Source organism: Brevundimonas sp. GW822-FHT03E11, assembly GCF_058801445.1.
Genome location: NZ_JBXANG010000008.1, coordinates 1 through 18,780 on the forward strand (window position 1 = coordinate 1; position 18,780 = coordinate 18,780).

Genomic DNA, 18,780 nt, shown 5'->3' on the forward strand with positions numbered 1-18,780 from the left:
GCCAGGTCGGCGTCCACCAGATTGCCCACGCCGGCTTCAAGAGCGTCCTGAAGCTTGTTGACGAAGCTGATCTGACGACCCAGCGACTTCGACTTGGTGCCGAAGTCCGACAGGATGGCGGTGAAGGCCGTGATGGCCCCGTCCACCGTCGCCCCCAGGGTCGCCGCATCGCCAGACGTCGCCGTCGTCGTCGTGGCGACCGAGGTCGCGGCGCCGGCGATGGCCTTCAGCGTATAGGTGGTCGACGGCCCGGTCTGCACCGTGATCGCGGCGGCGTTGGCGGAGAACAGATTGACGCCGTCAAACGTCGCGCCGGACAGGGCGCTGGCGATTTCAGTCCCCAGGGCGTTGTATTCGGCCAGGTAGGAGGTCTGGGCCGCGCCGGTGGAGCCGGCGATGCTGACCGCCAGGGCCTTCTGCTCTTGCAGAGCGGAAGTGATCGTATCGCCGGCGGCCAGGGCCACGTCGACGATGGATTGGCCGCGCTGGATCGAGCTCCTCACCGCGTCTTGCGAAGCGGCCGACGCCCGTTGAGACGTGGCGATGGCGAAGATCGCCCCGCTGTCCTTGGCCGACGAGACCTTCATGCCGGTGTTGATGCGGTTTTGGGTCCGCTCCAACTCTGAGTTGGTCTTGTTCAGGTTCTGCAGCGCGATGGACGCGCCGTAGTTGGTGTTCACACTCGCCATTTTGGCGTTCCTTTCACTTCGTGATGGCCGACGCCGTTTTGGCGACGGGAGCGTTTTGCTCGGGGTTCAAGACCTTGGCCCGGCCGCCGAGGCGACCGGGCCTCCGGGCCTTAGCGGAAGAGGCTCAGCAGGGTCTGGCTGGAGGAGTTGGCGATCGACAGCGCCTGCACGCCCAGCTGTTGCTTGGTCTGCAGGGCGGTCAGCTTGGCGCTTTCCTTGGCCAGGTCGGCGTCCACCAGATTGCCCACGCCGGCTTCAAGAGCGTCCTGAAGCTTGTTGACGAAGCTGATCTGGCGACCCAGCGACTTGGACTGGGTGCCCAGGGTCGACAGGGCGGCGGTCACGGTCGAGATGGCGGTGTCGACCTTGGCGGTCGTGGCGTCGGCGCGCGCCTTGCCGCCGCCGCTGACGTCGGTCACGCCGGCCACGCCCAAGGGGGTGGTCAGGCTGTTGACGCCGTCGAACGAGGCGCCGGAAATCGCCGAGGTGATTTCGAGACCCAGGGCGTTGTATTCCGCCAGGTAGGAGGTTTCGGCGGCCGAACCCGCCGTCGTGCCCGCGATGGACACGGCCAGGCTCTTCATTTCTTCCAGAGCGGCCGTGATCGTGTCGCCGGCGGCCAGGGCCACGTCGGTGATCGACTGAGACCGTTGCAGGCCGGCGCGAACCGCGTCCTGCGAAGCCGCATTGGCGCGTTGGGACGTGGCGATGGCGAAGATCGCCCCGCTGTCCTTGGCCGAAGAGACCTTCATGCCGGTGTTGATGCGGTTTTGGGTCCGCTCCAACTCCGAGTTGGTCTTGTTCAGGTTCTGCAGCGCGATGGACGCGCCGTAGTTCGTATTGATGCTCGCCATTTTGGCGTTCCTTTCACTTCGTGAATTCCTTCGCCCTTTTGGCGAAGGGAGCTTTTTGCTCAGTGGGTAAGAAGCAATTGCCGGGCCAGAGGCGACGGCGAGAAGTCACGGTAAGCCACTGTTTTCATTAGTTTACTATTGATTCACCCTCCTTCTTGCCCGGCAGAATTTGCCGACCCCCGCCGTTCACTGGGCACATCTTGCCGACCCGAGCCCCAAAAGGACCCGACGAACGACCCTCGAACGGGGCGGCGTCGGCCCTCAGACGCGGCCTTCAGGGCCAGCCTTCAGGGCCGACCTAGTTGCGGAAGAGGCTCAGCAGGGTCTGGCTGGAGGAGTTGGCGATCGACAGCGCCTGCACGCCCAGCTGTTGCTTGGTCTGCAGGGCGGTCAGGCGCGCGCTTTCCTTGGCCAGATCCGCATCCACCAGATTGCCGATGCCCGCCTCGGTCGCGTCCTGCAGCTTGTTCAGGAAGGTCACTTGCCGACCGACCGACTTGGACTGGGTGCCCAGGGTCGAAAGGGCTTCCGTCACCTTGGCGATGGCGGCGTCGACCGCGCCCGTCGTCGCGGCGCCGGCGGCGATGGCTTGGTTGGTGATGGTGGTGATGGCCGTGTCGGCGGCCATGCCGCCTGCGACCGTGAAGCCGATCGCCGTCGTGCCGCCGCTGACGTCCTTGATCAGATTGGTCGCCGTCGCGCCTGTCCACAGGTTGACCCCGTCGAAGCCCGCCCCGGCCAGGGCCGAGGTGATTTCGGCGCCCAGGGCGCGGAAGTCCGTCAGATAGGAGGTCTGGGTCGCCCCGGTGGAACCGGCGATGCTGACCGCCAGCCCCTTCATCTCCTCCAGGGCGGCCGTCACCGTATCGCCGGCGGCCAGGGCCACATCGACGATCGACTGGCCGCGCTGCAGGGAGGCGCGCACGGACTCCATCGCGCCCATGTTGGCGCGCTGTCCGGTGGCGATGGCGTAGATGGCGCCGCTGTCTTTGGCGCTGGAGACCTTCATGCCCGTGTTGACGCGGTTTTGCGTCATTTCCAACTGGGCGTTGGTCTTGTTCAGGTTCTGCAGCGCGATGGACGCGCCGTAATTGGTGTTGATGCTCGCCATTTTGGCTGCCCTCTTTCACTTCTGTGCATGTGCGACGCCGTTTTAGCGTCGGGAGCATTTTGCTCCGCCCTCCCTAGAGCAAGGGCGGGGCCAAGCCGGTGAGCCGAGCCCATTTCATCAAGTCATTGATTTCTCTGCCTTGTTGTTGATGGAAAGGCGGAAAACTCGGCAACTTCTGTCGCGCGGCGGCAGAAGTTGCCGAGTCGTTTTTGCCCCATGCCTTCTTAAGGCTGCGGGACGGACGCCCGTCCCGCCGCCTGCATCGCCCGCTCGGCCAGAAGCGTCTCCACCGCCAGCCGGCGAGCGCCGTCACAGGCCAGCACCTGGGCGCCGCGCAACATATAGGCGGCCTCAAGGTCAGCCAGGGTCGGCGCCGCCGGCAGCGTCGCCAGGGCGCAGGGGCGGCTCGCCGTCTCGGGCAGGATCAGACGCGCGGGCGCAACCGGCGAGGTCCGGGGCGAGCCGGCACAGCTCGCGGTCGTGAGCGCGCAGACGATCGGCGCGGCGGCTTTCCAGAAGAGTGTTTGCATCATCGGCCCTTTTCGCCTCGGAGACGGCGACGGCGGTCGCCCGCGTGGCCTCGATCTCCTGCTGTTTGAAATGCTCCAATCGACGAAGTTGCGCGACGGTCCCCGCCTGCTCATGGCGACGAGCCTCGCCCTCCGCCTTCGCCGAGGCTGCGGCCTCGGACGCCCGGGCTTCGGCCCGAACCCGTCGGCGCTGCTCCAGGTTCAGCGGATCCCAGCGAAAGCCCAGCCCGCCCAACAGGGCGACCGTCAACGCCACGACCGCAACGACGGCCGCCGTCCAGCCCCCGGCCCGCAGACCTTTCCTCAGAGCGTCCGGGGTCATGGAAAGACCCTGCGATCCAGTTCGAAATGGGGGCCGTCCCGCAGGGTCCGCCAGTCGCCGCCCCAGATGATCGGGGTCTCAAGCTCCTGGGCCGCCGCCTTGAAGGCCGCCGCGATCCGACCGTAGAGCGGCCAGTCCCAGCGGACCTGTCCGTCCACCAGGGCCGCCACATCGACCGCGTGGCCGGTCAGATGGCGCGAGCGCCGGGTGCGGCTGGCGCCGGCGGCGACCAAGGCGGCCTGTCGTTCCGCCGTCCGAACGCCCTCGGTGATCATGAAATCGACGGGGCTCCGCGTGATGGCGGCCTCGACCACGGCGACCAGGGCGGGATGCACGCCCAGGAGCCGTCGGCGCGAGCTTTGGGACAGTCCGAAACTCATGGCCGACCTCCCGGCAGGCGAGGACGGGCGGTTGCGATCATGGCGGCCAGCTGCTGCGCCGTCGGCGCGACCAGATAGAGCACCAGGATCAGGGCCAGCAGCCCCATCAGCCCGTCCGTCATCTTGGGCAGCATTTCGGGGGGCGTTCGCCCCACCGTCCGCATCAGCAGGACCCACAGGCCGGCGCTGACCATGAAGGCGTAGAGCCTGCGCCACAGCCAGCGCGCCTCCGCCAGGGGCGGACTGAAAGACCGGTCCGAAACCGGCCGTCTGCGTCTGATCATTCTTCGTCCTCTTCATCAAAAGGCGCGCTGAAGTGTCGGCCGTCCCAGCCGGTTTGCGCGCGGCGATCCCAGTCGTTCAGCGCCTCCGGCGCATCCCAGGCGTCCCTGTCCAAGACCTCGATCGGTTCAGGCGCATCGGGCGAACGGCTCATCCGATCGCCGTGATGCGGATCACGCCTCCCGCGCCTGCGCCCCCGGCGCCGGACAGGTTCAGGCCCCCGCCGCCCCCGCCGCCCCCGCCGCCGAAACCGCCGCCTGGGCCGCCCGCCCCGCCCGGACCTGCGGCCTGGGCGGCGCCGCCGCCCCCGCCCCCCCCGACCCAGGCCAGTTTGGGCGTCGAGGGCGTTTGACCTGGCTGGCCCGCCGCTCCGCCGGGGCTTTGTCGGCCGGTCCAGCCGCCGATCCCGCCCGGCCCGCCCGCGCGGGGCGTATCGGCGGTCGACAGGCCGCCGCCCCCGCCGCCGCCCCCTGGCCCGTCAGGACAAGTGATGTCGCCTCCGCCCGGGGCCGCCGCCGTGACGGAACTGTCGCCGCCGGGATTGCCTCTGCGCAGTCCCAGACCGCCGATCCCGCCCAGGCCGGCGGCCGCACTCCCGCCCCGCCCCCCGGCGCCGCCCGACGCGCTCAGCAGCATTCCTCCGGCCTCGCCCAGAGCGGTCCAGCCTCCGGACGCGCCGTCAGCCCCGGCCCCAGAAGCGGCCGCCCCGCCGGTCCCGCCCGCCCCCACCATCAGCACCAGCGTCCCCGCCAGATCCTCGACCGCCCAGCGTCCTTCGCTCAGGCCGCCCGCGCCTCCGCCGCCGCCGCCGAACCGCGCGGTTCCCGAAGCGCCCGCCATGCCTGAACCGCCGCCGCCGCCTCCGCCGACGCAGACCGCCTCGATCCACCGGGCCCAGGGCGGCGGCGTATAGGCGCCGTCCGCTGTGAAGACGGTCGTTTCGCGCCGCGTGGCGCCTTGGTCGAAGGCGACCCGGCCCGTGGTGCGATCCACGGCGAAGGCGCGGCGCCAACCGCCGCCGTCGGCGCTGACCTTCAGGCTCAGGTCCTCGTCGCCGACCAGACCCAGTTCCGCCCGACCGCCGTATCCGCTCTGGAACAGCAGCGACAGCACGTCGCCCGCCGCCTCCTTGTTCAGGGTCAGGCGCAGATCGCCGTCGCCGCCCTCGCCCGCCCCGCGCGCGGTGAACAGGGCGGCGTTGCTCTTGATCGCCAGGGGGTTTGCGGCGTCCGCCGTCGTTCCCACGCCCAGGCGGGACAGACCCTGGGCCTCGCCCAGACACTCGCCCAGCGGCCGCCAGCCGGCGACGCTGCGAACCACGATCACGCCCGCATCCAGGACCAGGGCGATCAATCCCGCGGGCGCAGCGACCTCGGTCCAGCCGCCCGCCTCGAACCGCATCAGGGCGCCGGCCGGACGCCCGCTCCAGGCCGGGCCGACCGGCTGCTGCGGCAGGATGTAGAGGTCGCCGTCCGCGGGCTTGGCCGGTTGGTTCGAAACCGACCGGCTGATCACCGCCGTCTGCACCAGGGCGTCCAATCGGCTCAGGGCGGCGTTCAGGGTCACATGCTTCTGCATCTGCCCCGCCGCCAGATAGGGCAGGCCCAGGCGTGCCGTGAAATCTTCGCTCATCGCCGTCTCCGTTCTTGTCGGAGACCAATCTGCCGCCACCGCGAACCCAGGCGCGTCAGACGGACGGAGCGGCGATCACAGGCTTGTTTTCACGTCAAAAGTTCGTCGCGACCGGCGGAGTTTCGTCCCGTCGCCCCCAGGCTCAGTCGTGCAGATAGACCACGCGACGCAGGGACTTGTGGTTCCGGACCGTCTCCAGATGGCGTTCATGCTCGCCGCTGGCCCGGGCGTTGGCTTCGGAGTCCTCGACCCAGTGGCTGGTCTCGATGTCCTTTTGCAGGGCCTTGGCCGCCAGCAGCTGGCCGGGGAAGAAGGTATCGACCAGATCGCCGGCGAGCGGCACCGTCCCGGTCGCCGTATCCAGCGCCATATAGGCCGCCATTCTGGCCAGCGTCCCAGGCGCCGCCTTGGCCCGAATCGCCTGCAACAGCAGCCAGGCGCCCGTGCCCGCCGTATAGGCCGTGCCGACCACTGGCACCCAGGTCAGGAGGGCGTCCATGCCGAAGCCGACCGGACCTATGCCGATGACCCGGTCCGACAGTTTCTTGACGCCCTCGACATTGGACCAGATCTTCTCGATATCCTTGATCGACCGTCTGGCCATGTCGCCCCCCACCGCAGCGCTTCAACGCGACACAGCCAACAGCGTTCATCGAGAAAGGCAATAAGGGATGTCGTTGCTGAAGACCGCAGCCAACGCCGCCGCCGGTCTGGCCCTGCTCGGCCTAGCGACCGTCGGCGCGGCGGCGCTCAGCGGCGTCGGACATCGCTGGGTGGACATCCTGGCCCAGTTCACGGCGCCGGCCCTGCTGGCGGCGTCCGGCGTGACCCTGGCCTGCCTGATCCTGCGCCTCTGGCCCGCCGCCGGCGCAGGCGTCGCTTCGGTTCTTGTCCTGGCGATCGCCGTCTGGCCGCAGTGGGCGCCGTCCCAGGGCCACGCTGCGCCTGACCAGCCTGTGGTTCGACTGTATTCCGCCAACCTCTGGGTGGAAAACACCGACGTCGCCGCCATGAAGCGATCGATCGCAGCGGCGGACGCCGACATTCTGGTGCTGATCGAGGTGGGCGATGCGGCGTCGGATCGTCTGGACGACCTCCTGGCGGGCTATCCGCACCGCGCGGTCATGGGGGCGGCGGAGGCGCCGGGCGGCCGGGCCCTCTCGGTCGTCGCGTCCCGCTATCCGATCCTGCGCCGCCTGCCCGCCTCTCGCGACGGCCTGTCGGCCGTGGGCGCCGTGGTCGAGACGCCCCTGGGTCCGATCAACGTCTTCGGCGTCCACCTGACCCGGCCGTGGCCCTATCAGTATCAGTGGGGCCAGATCACCCAGGCCATGGCCCTGGACGCGCGCCGACGCGCCGCGCCGCCCCATCCGGTCATCGCCGCCGGCGACTTCAACAGCGTATCGAGCGCCCGGATCGGCCGCCAGATCAAGACGGACATGGGGCTCCTGCCCGCCCCCGGCTTCCCCGGCACCTGGCCCTCGGCCCTGCCCGCCTTTGCGGGTATCGCCATCGACCAGGTCTATCGCTCGCCGGACCTGGCCCTGCTCAGCCGCCGCATCGGCGAACCGACCGGCTCGGACCACTATCCGGTCGTGACCGAGTTCACCCGCGCCACGCCCTGACTTCCGGGTTCAGCCGCCGATCAGGGCCTTCAGCCGGGCCTCATGGCCGTCCGTCGGAAAATCGTCGGCGATCCAGCCGTCCTCGAACGCCTTGAGGATGCGTCCCGTATCCGGTCCCGGCTGAAGCCCCAGCCGCGCCAGGTCGCGGCCGCCGACCGGCAGCCTGGGGGGCGTCCAGTCCTCGGCCAGGCGCCGCAGCGGGCCGCCGTCGCTCCCTTCCGCCGCTTCCGCCCGCGCCAGCCGGTCTTCGAAGGCGCGGCGCCCCAGCCGATAGAGGGCGGCCCGCGCCTCGGCCGCGCCCATGTCGGGCCTCACCACAGCCCCCTCGGCGACCGCCGCCGCCAGCCGGTCGCGCACGGCGTTGGACAGTCGCAAGCCTTCCGCAATCCTCCGCACCGCCGCCTCATCGACGGGCAGAAGCGCCGACAGCCGCAGGATAGGATCGCCGCTGCGTCGGCTCAGGGCCTCGAACATCGCCAGGGGTCGGACCTCCGGCAAGACCTGGCTCAGCACGCCCGTCCTCTCCATGACGCGCACGCTGGCGATCGGGTCCGGCGCCGCCAGCAGCTTCAACAGTTCCTTGGACACCCGCTCGGCCGAGAGCCGCGCCATGCCGCTTTTCAGAGCGGCGCAGGCGGCCAGTCCCGTCGCGTCCGGCGCGCCCCGCCCATACCAGGCTTGAAACCGGAAGAAGCGGAGGATGCGCAGATAGTCTTCGCGGATGCGCGTTTCGGCCTCGCCGACGAAGACGATCCGCCCCTCGGCGGCGTCCGCCAGCCCCCCGCCCGTCGGATCGAACACCACGCCGGTCGCATCGGCATAGAGGGCGTTGAGGCGGAAGTCCCGCCGCGCGGCATCCTCCGCCCAATCCTGGGTGAAGGCCACCACGGCGCGCCGGCCGTCGGTCTCCACGTCGCGGCGCAGGGTGGTGATCTCATAGGGCGCCCGCTCTGAAACCGCCGTGACCGTGCCGTGCTCAACACCCGTCGGCACAGCCTTCAGCCCTGCCGCCTTCAGCGCCGCCATCGTCTGTTCGGGCGTCAGCCGCGTGGCGATGTCGATGTCGTCCACCGCACGGCCCATCAGGCTGTTGCGGACGCAGCCCCCGACGAAGCGGGCGCAGTCGGCGCCGCCCGCCGCTTCCAGCGCCGCCATGACGGCGCGGGTGGCCGTCGCCTCCAGCCAGGGCTGGCCTTGCACCGAGGCCGTCATGCCTCAACCTCGGCGGCGTCCCGCTCGGCCGCGCGTTCCGGGTCGACATCGTCGCCGTAAAGACGCGCGTGAAGTCCCTTCAGAATGCCGGCCGTGACGCCCCAGATGTAGCGCTCCTGCCAGGGCATGGCCCAGAACCACCGCCGCAGACCGTCTTCCAGATCATAAAAGTCCCGCCGGTGATTGGCCGCGTCCATCAGAAAGTCCCAGGGCGTCTCGAACACCTCCGCCACCTCGTCCGGCGACGGCCGGGTCAGGGGCGGCTGGTCCAGCCATCCGATCACCGGCGTCACCAGAAATCCCGTGCCGGTCTCATAGGCGTCCGACAAACCCAGAACCTCGACCGCAGCGGGGTTCAGCGCCACCTCTTCGTCGGCCTCGCGCAGGGCGGCCTGGACGGCGGTTTCACCAGGGTCCAGCCGACCGCCCGGAAAGGCGATCTGTCCGGTGTGCCGGGCCAGGGTGTCGGCCCGACGGGTCAAAAGGACCGTCGCCCCCTCGGGTCGCGCCACGACCGGGATCAGGACGGCGGCTGGCCTCAACTCCCGTACAGGCCGCGCCGCCTGGGGATTGAGATCGAAATCGGAACGCGCCGGCGCCGCCTCCGCCCGCCAGGCCCCGATCGGCGCAAGCCGCTCCGAAAGTCTGCGCCTTAGGGTCTTAAGGCTCACGCCACGGCCCCCAGCGGAAACACCTGCCCGCCGGACCGGACCACCAGCCGCCCGTCCGCCTCCTCGGCCGCCTCGACCAATTCATAGAAGACCGCCCGCGTGATCCGCGCCCACAGGTCCCGGCGCACATGAACGCGCGGCGCCGGCTCGCCGGTCTCGGGATCTTCGTCCACCACCAGGGGATCATCAGCCCCGGCCCGCACCTCGTCGCCGACGTCGGTGGTGAAGATCAGGTCCTCCCCCTCGCGCCGCACCGCCACGGCGCGAAACGGCAGGTCCTCGACCTCGATCTTCATCTTCTCGACCGGCGTGACCAGATGATAGCCGTCCGGGTCCAGACGCAGAACGGTGGAGAACAGCCGCACCAGGGCCTCGCGCCCGATCGGCGATCCTTCGTGCATCCAGACGCCGTCGCGGCGGATCACGATGTCGATCTCGCCGCAATGGGCCGGGTTCCACAGATGAACCGGGGGCAGTCCCCGGCCGGGCGCCTGTTTCGCCGCCTCTGCGACCGCGTTCAGACCTTTGGGCGTTTCATCCGGTTCTGTCATGACGCCCCTGACTTAGTGGCTGATCGTCCTGGACGGAACCGCGAAGCGATTCTTCTTCAGCCGATCCGGCCGGCCCTCCCGTCCGATCCGGGCGAGGCGTCGCCCGCCTTCATCCCCCGCCCTCTCCCTCCCCCGGCGTCCCAGGGCCTGACCTCGAACGCCCGCGCGATGTGGCCAGAACACGCCCTCTGTTTCAACGGCTTGCGGCCTCAGCCGCCGAACGATCCGGCGCCCCGCCCGACGCCCCTATAATGACGCCCGGTCTTTGACATCGCAGAGAGAGAGAGAGCAAGGCGGGGCCGCCGCCGGACAGTCCGATCAGTGTCCAGCTGTTTTAGCAATAAGATCAAAGGCCGTCGGACAGATCGGACACATCGGACACCTTTTTTCTGGTCCGATCCCTCGGCCTTGTCTGACCCTCGCCGACGCGACGGTCAGCCCACAGCCGTCGCGGACCCCATCATCGGACAGCCCGATCAGGGCCGGTGAGATTCCGCTTGAAAAACAAGGGGCGTCGGACAGATCGGACACATCGGACACCTTTTTTGTCGGACACATCGGACACATCGGACACTGTTTTCGCGTTCAATGAGCCCGCCGGGAGAAGGTCAGCCGATGCGGACGCCGCCGGCCGCCGTTTCCTTCCCGACCGCCAGCCACAGCACGCGCCGCTGATCGACCGGTCCCGGCAGGCGGGCGTCGGGCGCGGCGACGAAGCCGAACCGCTCGAAATAGGCCCGGTCTCCGACCAGCAGAATCCCGCCGGTCGCCGTCGAGCGGGCGTGATCGACGCAGGCCTGAACCAGACGCGCCCCCAACCCTTCGCTGCGAACCGCCGCCTCGACCGCGATGGGGCCTAAAAACAGGCCGGGCGTCGCGCCGATCACCACGGGCCATAGCCGGACAGACCCGACGACCCGGCCCTGCCGATGGGCGACGAAGCCCACGGCGGGTCGCGTCCCCTCGCGCAGCCGCTCGGCCGTCTTGGCGAAACGGCCCGGACCGAAGGCGGCCATAATCAAGGCCTCGACGCCCGGCGCGTCGGCAGGCGTTTCAAGGTCGATGGGCTCGGCGACCGGGTCAGGGGCCGAAATCTGGATAGAGGCGTGCGACATGGGCGCTCCGACGGGGGCGCGCGCACCTAGAACCAAAGCTGCGCTGAATCAAGGCGCGGTCTTGCGACGCCTTCAGCCTGCCTTCGAAAAGTCGGGCGCCCGCTTCTGGGTGAAGGCCATGAAGGCCTCCATGGCCTCGGGGCTCCGCATCTGGGATCCGAAAGCTTCGCCCTCGCGCTGCATCAGGGCCCACAGACCTTCCGCATCGCGCATCAGCCGCTTGGTCTTGCGGATCGAATTGGGCGCACGGCCCGCCACCTTGGCCGCCAGCTCCGCCGCCGTCGCCTCGACCGCCTCCGCCGGAACGACGCGATTGGCCAGGCCCCAGGCCGCCGCCGTCCGTCCGTCGACCGGCTCGCCCAGGGCGAACAGTTCGAACGCCCGCTGATGACCGACCACGGCGGGCAGCAGCAGGCTGGACGCCGCCTCCGGCGCCAGGGCCAGATTGACGAACGGAACCGACAGCAGGGCGTCCTCGGCCACCACCACCAGGTCGCAGTGCAGCAGCATGGTCAGGCCGATGCCGACCGCCCGCCCCTTCACCGCGGCCACCAGCGGCTTGTCCAGATCGGCCAGGGACTTCAGGAAGCGGAACACCGGCATGTCGAACGGCTGTTCTGTCTGGGAGCCGATGGCGATGAAGTCCCCGATGTCATTGCCGGCCGAAAAGCTGTCGCCTTCGGCCCGCAGCAGCAGAACCCGCACGGCCTCGTCGGTCCGCGCCTGTTCGACCGCCTCCGCCAATGCGGCGTACATGGTCTGGGTGATGGCGTTCTTCTTGTCGGCCCGGTCCAGCGTCAGGGTCAGGACGCCGTCGGCCAGTTTTGCGCGGATATGTTCGCTCACGTCGTTTCCTCGTCCCGTTTGACGGCCGTCCACCAATCGACGCCGTTCTCATCGCGCGTCCGTTCGGCGCGGCCGCGCTTTGCCAGATAGTTCAGGTGCGCCTGGGCCTCGCCCGTGGCCATGCCCAGCACCCCGTCTCCGACCGCCCGACCGAACACGGCCGGGAAGCCGTCGATCACCCTAGACGGTTGACGCAAGGTCCGCTCAAGCCGTTTCAGCGCCCCTTCATGACCGCGCTTCAGAGCGTCGAGCCGGGCCTGAACGCCGTGGAAGGGCTCGCCGTGCGACGGCAGAATGAAAGCCCCGTCCGGCAGCAAGGCTCTCAGCCTGGCCAGGGAGTCCATCCAGTCGCCCAGCGGATCGGCTTCGGGCTCGGTGGGCCAGACCGAGACGTTCGACGAAATCCGGGGCAGGATCTGGTCGCCGGCGATGAAGACGTCGTCCGAGCGTCGCCACAGGCACACATGTTCAGGGCTGTGCCCGGACCCGACCACCACGGTCCAGTCGTCGCCGTCGATCTGGATCACATCCTCATCCGACAGCCGCAGATAGCTGCGCGGCATCGCCGCCACCCCCCTGGCGAATCCGCCGTAATCCTTGCGCCAGCGGTCGATCTGGGCCTCGCTCCATCCGGCGGCCCGATAGTAGCGTTCGCCGTCTTCGGGGGCGTCCCCGGCCTCTTCGGCCATCAGCATCCGGGCGGTGACATATTCCAGCCGCGACATCAGCAGCGGCGCGCCGCTCCGCTCGCACAGCCAGCCGGCCAGGCCGATGTGATCGGGGTGCATGTGGGTGCAGACCAGGCGGCGGATCGGGCGCCCTTCCAGCGCGCCGGCCAGCGCTGCTTCCCAGGCCGCAATACTGTCAGGCGTGCGCAGGCCGGTATCGACCACCGTCCATCCGTCGCCGTCCTGCAGGGCGTAGACGTTCACGTGGTTCAGCTGGAACGGCAGGGTCAGCCGCATCCACAGGACGCCGGGGGCGACTTCGATCGCCTCTCCTCCCGCGGGCGTCTGGGGCATGGGGTAGGTCAGCCCTCTTGCGTCCATCCCCGTCTTCACCGCCGTCGCATCGTCCGCCAAGTGGGTCTCCAATCAAAACGCGCAGACCTTAATCCCGTCAGACCTCCATCGTCCACAGCCGCCTTGACCCTGCCCGATTAGAAGGCCACGAAGCGTTCAGTCCTTTCAGATCTCCAAGGTGTTCCATGAAAGCCCGCTTCGCCGCCGTCCTCGCGGCGCTGATGTTCAGCGCCGTTACGGTCGCTCCCGCCGCGGCCCAGACCCGCCCCAATGACGACCGCCAGGCTGTTGCAGAAGGCTCTTCACGAGCCGCCGCAGCGCGCCAACGGCGCGAACGCCGCCCTGCGGCGCCGACGCCTGAGCAGATCATGGCGGCGGCTCAGGAACAGGCCACCCTGGCCAACACCAAATGCCAGGTCACCGAAGCCAAGCTGCTGGGCGAAACCCCGGCCAAGACCTCCGTCTATGAAGTCGCCTGCGCCGCCGGTCCTGGTTACCTGATCGAATCCAAAACGCCGCCCTCGGCGATGGACTGCGTTCTTCTCGCCCATTCGGCGTCGGTCATGCGGGCGCGCGATCCTGCGGCCGATGTCGGCTCGCAATGCACCCTTCCCGCCAACACCGACACTCTCAAGGTCCTGCGCGAATACGCCGTGAAGGCGGGCGTCCCCTGCACCGTCGACGAAGCCAAGGTCCTGGGCCAGTCCAACGACGGCGGCGTCATGTATGAGATCGGCTGCGCCGATGCCTCGGGCTTCTGGGTCAAGGCGTTGAACGACAACTGGACCAAGACGCCCTGTATCCAGGTTCTGGCTGAAGGCGGCGCCTGCGCCTTCACCACCGCCGCCGAGAATGCGGCCCAGGTGAAGCAACTGCTGGCGGGATCGGAAGCGGCGGGCTGCGACGTCACCGAGGCGCGCCTGATGGGCCAGAACGCCAACGGCATGTTCTATGAAGCCAAATGCGCCGGCGCCGACGGCGTCATCGCCCGCGTGAACGCCGAGAACGTCGTGCAGCAGATCTACCCTTGCGCCACCGCTCAGCGGATCGGCGGCGGCTGCACCTTGACGCCGGCCCCTGCTGCGGCCCCCGCCCCGGCCGGCGGCCGCCCCTAAGACAGACCGATTGACGGCAAGGGGCCGCCGGAGCGATCCGGCGGCCCTTTTGTTTGCGGCGCCTCTTTCCCGAAACCGAGACGCAGCCTAGCGTCCCCGTCATGCGCATCGCCACCTGGAACGTGAACTCGGTCAACGCTCGCCTGCCCACCGTGCTGGCCTGGCTGGAACAGGCCGCCCCCGACGTCGCCTGCTTCCAGGAGATCAAATGCGTGGACGAGAAGTTTCCGCGCGAGGCATTCGAGAGCCTGGGCTACAACGTCGAGACCCACGGCCAGAAGAGCTACAACGGCGTGGCCCTGCTGTCGAAACACCCGCTGTCGGACATCCGGCGCGGCCTGCCGGGCGACGAGACCGACGAACAGGCCCGCTATCTGGAGGCGGTGGTCGAGGCGCCCCGGCCGATCCGGGTGGCCTCCATCTATCTGCCGAACGGCAATCCGATCGGCACCGAGAAGTTCGACTACAAGCTGGCCTGGTTCGATCGGCTGAACCGCCACGCCCGCGACCTGCTGGCCTTCGAGGAGCCCCTGGCCCTGTGCGGCGACTATAACGTCATTCCCGAGCCGGAAGACGCCAAGAACCCCGCCGCCTGGACCGATGACGCCCTGTTCCAGCCCGAGAGCCGCCGGGCGTTTCGCGCCCTGAAGAACCTGGGCCTGGCCGATGCGCACGAAGTCGCCAACGAACCCGCCGGCACCTACAGCTTCTGGGACTATCAGGCCGGCGCCTGGCAGAGGAACCACGGCATCCGCATCGACTTCGCCCTGCTGTCGCCCCAGGCCGCCGACCGGCTGCGGGGCATCGAAACCCATCGCGAGGCCCGCGAGATGGACAAGCCCAGCGACCATGTGCCGGTGGTGGTCGATCTGGACCTGTCGGCCGGATCGGAGGGCTGACCCATGGCCGAGGTCGTTCGGGTGGTCCTGCTGACCGCCTTAGCGGCGGCCCTGCTGACGACCCTGGCCCTCGCCCTGTCCTGGTGGATGGAGCCGCCGCGCCGGATACGCCGGGCCCTTCTGAAAGCCCTCGGCGCCCCGCCTGAGGTCGAGGCCGTTTCCCCCCGCGAGGGCCGGGCCTGCGCCCTGAACTTCGACGTGGAACAGGTGGTGGTCCTGTGGGCCAACGGCGCCCACGGCCTGGCCTACGCCTTCGAGGAGGTCGAGGGCGGCGAGATCATCGTCGACGGCCATGTGGTGGCCCGCATCCGGCGCGGCGAGCCCCGCAAGTCGCTGGACGTCATGGCGCCGGACGCCGAACAGGTGGTGCTGCGGCTTATGTTCGCAGACGCCCGTCATCCCGAGTTCGAACTGGCCCTGTGGGACGCCGCCCTGGCCGGCGGAACCGGCTCGCCCGGCGAGGCGCTGCGGCTGGGTCGGCGGTGGCTGTCGCACCTGGAAGCCCTGTTGAAGAGCTGATCGCCCCCTTCCGATTGGGCGGCGAGCGGTCTAGAACCCCCGCTCATTCCTAACGACACGCCTTTTTACGGGAGGCCGCCTTGGCCCGCCTATTCGACGCCTATGTCGTCGCCGACTGGACCGCCGCCGAGACCAAGAAGCTGGGCGACAGCTCGCTGTGGATCGGGGTGGCCAAGCGCGACGTGCGCTTCCGCCTCTATACCGAGACGCACAATGTCGCGACCCGGGCCGAGGGCGAGGCCCTGCTGGCCTCGATCCTGGCGGACCACCGAAAGCGCGGCGACCGGGTTCTGGTCGGGCTGGACTTCAACTTCGGCTATCCGGTCGGCACGGCCGCGCGGCTGAAGCTGGAGGGAACCCCCTGGCAGGCCATGTGGAAATTCATCGCCGCCAATGTCGTGGACAAGGCCGACAACACCAACAACCGCTATCAGGTGGCGGCCAAGATGAACCGTCTGATGACGGACGAGGCCTGGCCCCTGTGGGGCGCGCCTGCGAAACAAGCGCAGCGCTGGCTGACGACCACCAAGCCGCCCGCCGGCGCCGGCGCCGACATCCCCGAATTCCGGGCGACCGAGAATGCGGCGCGCAAAGGCAAGCTGCAGCCCAAGAGCGTGTGGCAGATGCACGGGGCCGGCGCCGTGGGCGGCCAGACCCTGGTGGGCATCCCGGCGGTGCGCAGGCTGTTGGAATCTCTGGGATCTTCGGGCGCTGTCTGGCCGTTCGGCACCGGCTGGCGCGAACTGACGCCCGACGACGTCGAGCCCCTGTCGGCCTTGGTGGTCGAGGTCTGGCCGTCCATGTTCGACGGCAAACCCCATGAGGGCGAGTTCAAGGATCAGGCCCAGGTCCGCGCCACCGCCGAAGCCCTTGCCCATATGGACGAGGCCGGCGAACTAGCCAAGGCCTTCGGCCCGCCCAAGGACGCCACGCCCGAACTGATCGCCCAGGTCGAGCAGGAAGAAGGCTGGATCCTGGGAGTCTGACCCCCAGGTCCGTCAGGACAGGCGGTCGCGGAACTCTGACCAGTCGAATTCGCGAACCAGCTTCAGCGCGTCGGTGTCGCTGTTCCAAAGGGCGATGGCCGGCAGCGGCACTCCGTTGAAGGTGTTGGTCTTCACCATCGAATAGTGGGCCTGGTCCAGAAAGGCGATGCGGGTTCCGGCGGTCGGCGCCGTGGCGAAGCCATAGTCGCCGATGATGTCGCCGGCCAGGCAGGACGGACCGCCCAGGCGATAGGTCACCCCGCCTTCCGCCTCGTTCAGCATGGCTGGACGGTAGGGGGCCTCGATCACGTCCGGCATGTGGCAGGTCGCCGAGATGTCGGTGATGGCGATGGGCAGGCCGTTGTGGAAGGTGTCCAGCACCTCCCCCACCAATATGCCGGCGTCCAGCGCGATGGCCTCGCCCGGCTCGATATAGACCTGAAGTCCGTAACGCTCGCCCAGGTCCTTCATGAAGGCGACCAGGGCGTCGATCCGATAGTCGGCGCGGGTCACATGGTGGCCGCCGCCCAGGTTGATCCATTTCAGGTCGGGCAGCAGGGGCGCCAGCTTCGGTTCCACGGCGGCCCAGATCCGCTCCAGCGGCTCGAACCCCTGTTCGCACAGGGCGTGGATGTGCAGGCCGTCGACGCCGTTCAAGTGTTCCGGCTTCAGCTGCGACACCGGAAAGCCCAGGCGCGAACCCAGCTGGCAGGGGTCGTACTTGGCGACCTCGCCCTCCGAATGTTCCGGGTTCAGTCGCAGGCCGATGTCGAACGTCTCGCCCTCGGCGCGGGCGGCGGCGATCAGGTCGGCGAAGCGGGCGATCTGGTCCGGGGCGTTGAAGATGACCGTATCCGACAGCCGCAGGATCTCGGGCAGGTCGGCGGGCTTGTAGGCGGGGGAATAGGTGGTCAGGTGGCCCTTGTAGAACTCCCGCGCCAGCCGGGCTTCCCACAGGCCCGAGGCGCAGACGCCGTCGAGATATTCCCCGACGACGTCGGCCAGAGACCACATGGAGAAGGCCTTCAGGGCCAGCAGCACCCGGGCGTCCGCCCGCGCCCCGACGTCCTGAAGGACGGCCAAGTTGCGACGCACCGCGACCTCGTCGACCACGAAGGCGGGCGACGGGACGCGGTTCAGATCGAACCGGGCGAAGGCGCCCGGTCCGCCGGCCTGGGTCTGCATGACCATGGGGCTTATCCTCAGAAGTCCAGCGGAGCGGACAGTTCCTCGACCGTCCAGGGCAGGCCGTGCTTGTTCAGCATGTCCATGAAGGGATCGGGATCCAGTTGCTCCATGTTGAACACCCCCTCCCCCTTCCACTGGCCGGTCAGCATCAGGGCCGCGCCGATCATGGCGGGGACGCCGGTGGTGTAGCTGACGGCCTGGTTGCCGGTCTCGGCATAGGCGGCTTCGTGGTCGCAGATGTTCTTGACGTAGATCGTCTTCTGCGCCCCGTCCTTCAGGCCGGTGGCGATGGTGCCGATATTGGTCTTGCCCTTGGTGATCGGGCCGAGCGACGCGGGCTCGGGCAGCAGGGCCTTCAGGAACTCGATCGGAATGATCTCGCGGCCCTGGAACATCATCGGCTCGATCGAGGTCATGCCCACGTTCTCCAGCACCTCCAGATGCTTCAGATAGGAGTCGCCGAAGGTCATCCAGAAGCGGATACGCTTGATTTCCGGATAGAATTTGGCCAGCGACTCCAGTTCCTCATGGTACATGAGGTACATGTTCTTGGGCCCCACCCCCTCGAAGTCGAAGGTCTGTTTGTGGCTCAGCGCCGGGCCCTCGACCCACTGGCCGTTCTCCCAGTGACGCGAATTGGCGGTCACTTCGCGCAGATTGATCTCGGGGTTGAAGTTGGTCGCGAACGGCAGGCCGGTGTCGCCGCCGTTGCAGTCCAGGATGTCGAGGGTCTCGATCGAATCCAGCAGGTGCTTCTTGGTGTAGGTGGTGAAGACCGAGGTCACGCCGGGGTCGAAGCCCGAGCCCAGGAGCGCCATCAGACCGGCCGCCTTGAAGCGGTCCTGATAGGCCCACTGCCACTTGTATTCGAACTTGGCCTCGTCGCGCGGCTCGTAATTGGCGGTGTCGAGGTAGTTGACCCCTGCGGCCAGGCAGGCGTCCATGATCGACAGGTCCTGGTACGGCAGGGCCAGGTTGACCACCAGGGCCGGCTTGACCGACTGGATCAGGGCGGTGGTCGCGGCCACGTCGTCGGCGTCGATCGCCGCCGTGTCGATGGTCACGCCGAAGCGCGACTTCACCGATTCGGCGATGGCGTCGCACTTGGCCTTGGTGCGGCTGGCCAGGGTGATGTGCGAGAAGATGTCCGAATTCATCGCCATCTTATGGACGGCGACCGAACTGACGCCGCCGGCGCCAATGACCAGCACCCTGCTCATCTGTGCTTCTC

At 68.6% G+C, this 18,780-nt stretch carries 22 protein-coding genes; 5 read left to right on the top strand and 17 right to left on the bottom strand.

All coding sequences use genetic code 11. The features are described from left to right. The 9 genes from AC1RKE_RS12635 to AC1RKE_RS12675 form a co-directional block, all read right to left on the bottom strand. Positions 1 to 689 (bottom strand): flagellin (locus AC1RKE_RS12635; protein ID WP_492897189.1); only part of this gene is annotated, 689 nt, incomplete at its 3' end. Positions 690 to 799: 110 nt separating this feature from the next. Further along, complete coding sequence (locus AC1RKE_RS12640; protein ID WP_054765099.1) at positions 800 to 1,543, bottom strand: flagellin; 744 nt, start codon at positions 1,541 to 1,543, stop codon at positions 800 to 802. Positions 1,544 to 1,841: 298 nt separating this feature from the next. Then, positions 1,842 to 2,654, bottom strand: a complete 813-nt coding sequence (locus AC1RKE_RS12645) for a flagellin (RefSeq protein ID WP_054765098.1) — start codon at positions 2,652 to 2,654, stop codon at positions 1,842 to 1,844. A gap of 357 nt (positions 2,655 to 3,011) precedes the next feature. Next, on the bottom strand, positions 3,012 to 3,506 hold the full coding sequence (locus tag AC1RKE_RS12650; RefSeq protein ID WP_348685180.1) for a hypothetical protein: 495 nt from the start codon (positions 3,504 to 3,506) through the stop codon (positions 3,012 to 3,014). Beyond that, positions 3,503 to 3,886, bottom strand: a complete 384-nt coding sequence (locus AC1RKE_RS12655) for a M15 family metallopeptidase (protein WP_228186262.1) — start codon at positions 3,884 to 3,886, stop codon at positions 3,503 to 3,505. The genes AC1RKE_RS12650 and AC1RKE_RS12655 overlap by 4 nt, the downstream gene beginning before the upstream one ends. Next, positions 3,883 to 4,170 carry a hypothetical protein gene (locus AC1RKE_RS12660; RefSeq protein ID WP_152949779.1) on the bottom strand — a complete coding sequence of 96 codons (288 nt, stop codon included), beginning with the start codon at positions 4,168 to 4,170 and terminating at the stop codon, positions 3,883 to 3,885. The genes AC1RKE_RS12655 and AC1RKE_RS12660 overlap by 4 nt, the downstream gene beginning before the upstream one ends. After that, entirely contained in the window at positions 4,167 to 4,322 is a 156-nt protein-coding gene (locus AC1RKE_RS12665) for a hypothetical protein (protein ID WP_152949778.1), read from the bottom strand. The genes AC1RKE_RS12660 and AC1RKE_RS12665 overlap by 4 nt, the downstream gene beginning before the upstream one ends. Then, positions 4,319 to 5,800: a DUF2793 domain-containing protein gene (locus tag AC1RKE_RS12670; RefSeq protein WP_492897193.1), complete on the bottom strand. Its 1,482-nt coding sequence runs from the start codon at positions 5,798 to 5,800 to the stop codon at positions 4,319 to 4,321. Before AC1RKE_RS12670 ends, AC1RKE_RS12665 begins: the two co-directional genes overlap by 4 nt. A gap of 142 nt (positions 5,801 to 5,942) precedes the next feature. Next, a complete protein-coding gene (locus AC1RKE_RS12675; RefSeq protein ID WP_287396315.1) occupies positions 5,943 to 6,404 on the bottom strand; it encodes a DUF4112 domain-containing protein in 462 nt (153 codons plus the stop codon). A 67-nt stretch (positions 6,405 to 6,471) separates the two neighbouring features. Here AC1RKE_RS12675 and AC1RKE_RS12680 point away from each other — a divergent pair, with 67 nt between their 5' ends. Next, positions 6,472 to 7,425 (top strand): endonuclease/exonuclease/phosphatase family protein, encoded by a 954-nt coding sequence (locus AC1RKE_RS12680; protein ID WP_395942082.1) that lies wholly within the window; start codon positions 6,472 to 6,474, stop codon positions 7,423 to 7,425. 9 nt (positions 7,426 to 7,434) lie between these two features. Here the strand turns inward: AC1RKE_RS12680 and AC1RKE_RS12685 are convergent, their stop codons facing one another. The 6 genes from AC1RKE_RS12685 to AC1RKE_RS12710 form a co-directional block, all read right to left on the bottom strand. Beyond that, entirely contained in the window at positions 7,435 to 8,637 is a 1,203-nt protein-coding gene (locus AC1RKE_RS12685) for a CCA tRNA nucleotidyltransferase (RefSeq protein WP_395942083.1), read from the bottom strand. Further along, the gene (locus tag AC1RKE_RS12690) at positions 8,634 to 9,308 is read right to left on the bottom strand and encodes a CoA pyrophosphatase (RefSeq protein ID WP_348683360.1); all 675 of its coding nucleotides are present in this window, start codon (positions 9,306 to 9,308) and stop codon (positions 8,634 to 8,636) included. The genes AC1RKE_RS12685 and AC1RKE_RS12690 overlap by 4 nt, the downstream gene beginning before the upstream one ends. Next, on the bottom strand, positions 9,305 to 9,859 hold the full coding sequence (locus AC1RKE_RS12695; protein WP_054765090.1) for a DUF1285 domain-containing protein: 555 nt from the start codon (positions 9,857 to 9,859) through the stop codon (positions 9,305 to 9,307). Before AC1RKE_RS12695 ends, AC1RKE_RS12690 begins: the two co-directional genes overlap by 4 nt. Positions 9,860 to 10,467: 608 nt before the next feature. After that, positions 10,468 to 10,974 carry a GNAT family N-acetyltransferase gene (locus AC1RKE_RS12700; RefSeq protein WP_348683362.1) on the bottom strand — a complete coding sequence of 169 codons (507 nt, stop codon included), beginning with the start codon at positions 10,972 to 10,974 and terminating at the stop codon, positions 10,468 to 10,470. A gap of 72 nt (positions 10,975 to 11,046) precedes the next feature. Continuing rightward, positions 11,047 to 11,820, bottom strand: coding sequence for an enoyl-CoA hydratase (locus AC1RKE_RS12705; protein WP_348683363.1), 774 nt, complete (start codon positions 11,818 to 11,820; stop codon positions 11,047 to 11,049). Next, a complete protein-coding gene (locus tag AC1RKE_RS12710) occupies positions 11,817 to 12,902 on the bottom strand; it encodes an MBL fold metallo-hydrolase (RefSeq protein WP_348683364.1) in 1,086 nt (361 codons plus the stop codon). The genes AC1RKE_RS12705 and AC1RKE_RS12710 overlap by 4 nt, the downstream gene beginning before the upstream one ends. Before the next feature lie 125 nt (positions 12,903 to 13,027). On the opposite strand from AC1RKE_RS12710, the gene AC1RKE_RS12715 reads away from it, so the two are divergent. From AC1RKE_RS12715 to AC1RKE_RS12730, 4 genes are all read left to right on the top strand, one after another. Continuing rightward, entirely contained in the window at positions 13,028 to 13,957 is a 930-nt protein-coding gene (locus AC1RKE_RS12715) for a hypothetical protein (protein WP_348683365.1), read from the top strand. A gap of 101 nt (positions 13,958 to 14,058) precedes the next feature. Further along, entirely contained in the window at positions 14,059 to 14,856 is a 798-nt protein-coding gene (xth, locus tag AC1RKE_RS12720; protein WP_348683366.1) for an exodeoxyribonuclease III, read from the top strand. A gap of 3 nt (positions 14,857 to 14,859) precedes the next feature. After that, positions 14,860 to 15,375, top strand: a complete 516-nt coding sequence (locus AC1RKE_RS12725; RefSeq protein WP_348683367.1) for a hypothetical protein — start codon at positions 14,860 to 14,862, stop codon at positions 15,373 to 15,375. A gap of 80 nt (positions 15,376 to 15,455) precedes the next feature. Continuing rightward, positions 15,456 to 16,361, top strand: a complete 906-nt coding sequence (locus tag AC1RKE_RS12730; RefSeq protein ID WP_348683369.1) for a cobalamin biosynthesis protein CbiG — start codon at positions 15,456 to 15,458, stop codon at positions 16,359 to 16,361. 12 nt (positions 16,362 to 16,373) lie between these two features. Here AC1RKE_RS12730 and AC1RKE_RS12735 read toward each other — a convergent pair whose 3' ends face one another. Both AC1RKE_RS12735 and AC1RKE_RS12740 read right to left on the bottom strand, forming a co-directional pair. Next, on the bottom strand, positions 16,374 to 17,552 hold the full coding sequence (locus AC1RKE_RS12735) for a carboxynorspermidine decarboxylase (protein WP_321208151.1): 1,179 nt from the start codon (positions 17,550 to 17,552) through the stop codon (positions 16,374 to 16,376). Positions 17,553 to 17,563: 11 nt separating this feature from the next. Beyond that, complete coding sequence (locus AC1RKE_RS12740) at positions 17,564 to 18,769, bottom strand: saccharopine dehydrogenase family protein (RefSeq protein WP_152949769.1); 1,206 nt, start codon at positions 18,767 to 18,769, stop codon at positions 17,564 to 17,566. Positions 18,770 to 18,780: the final 11 nt, after the last annotated feature.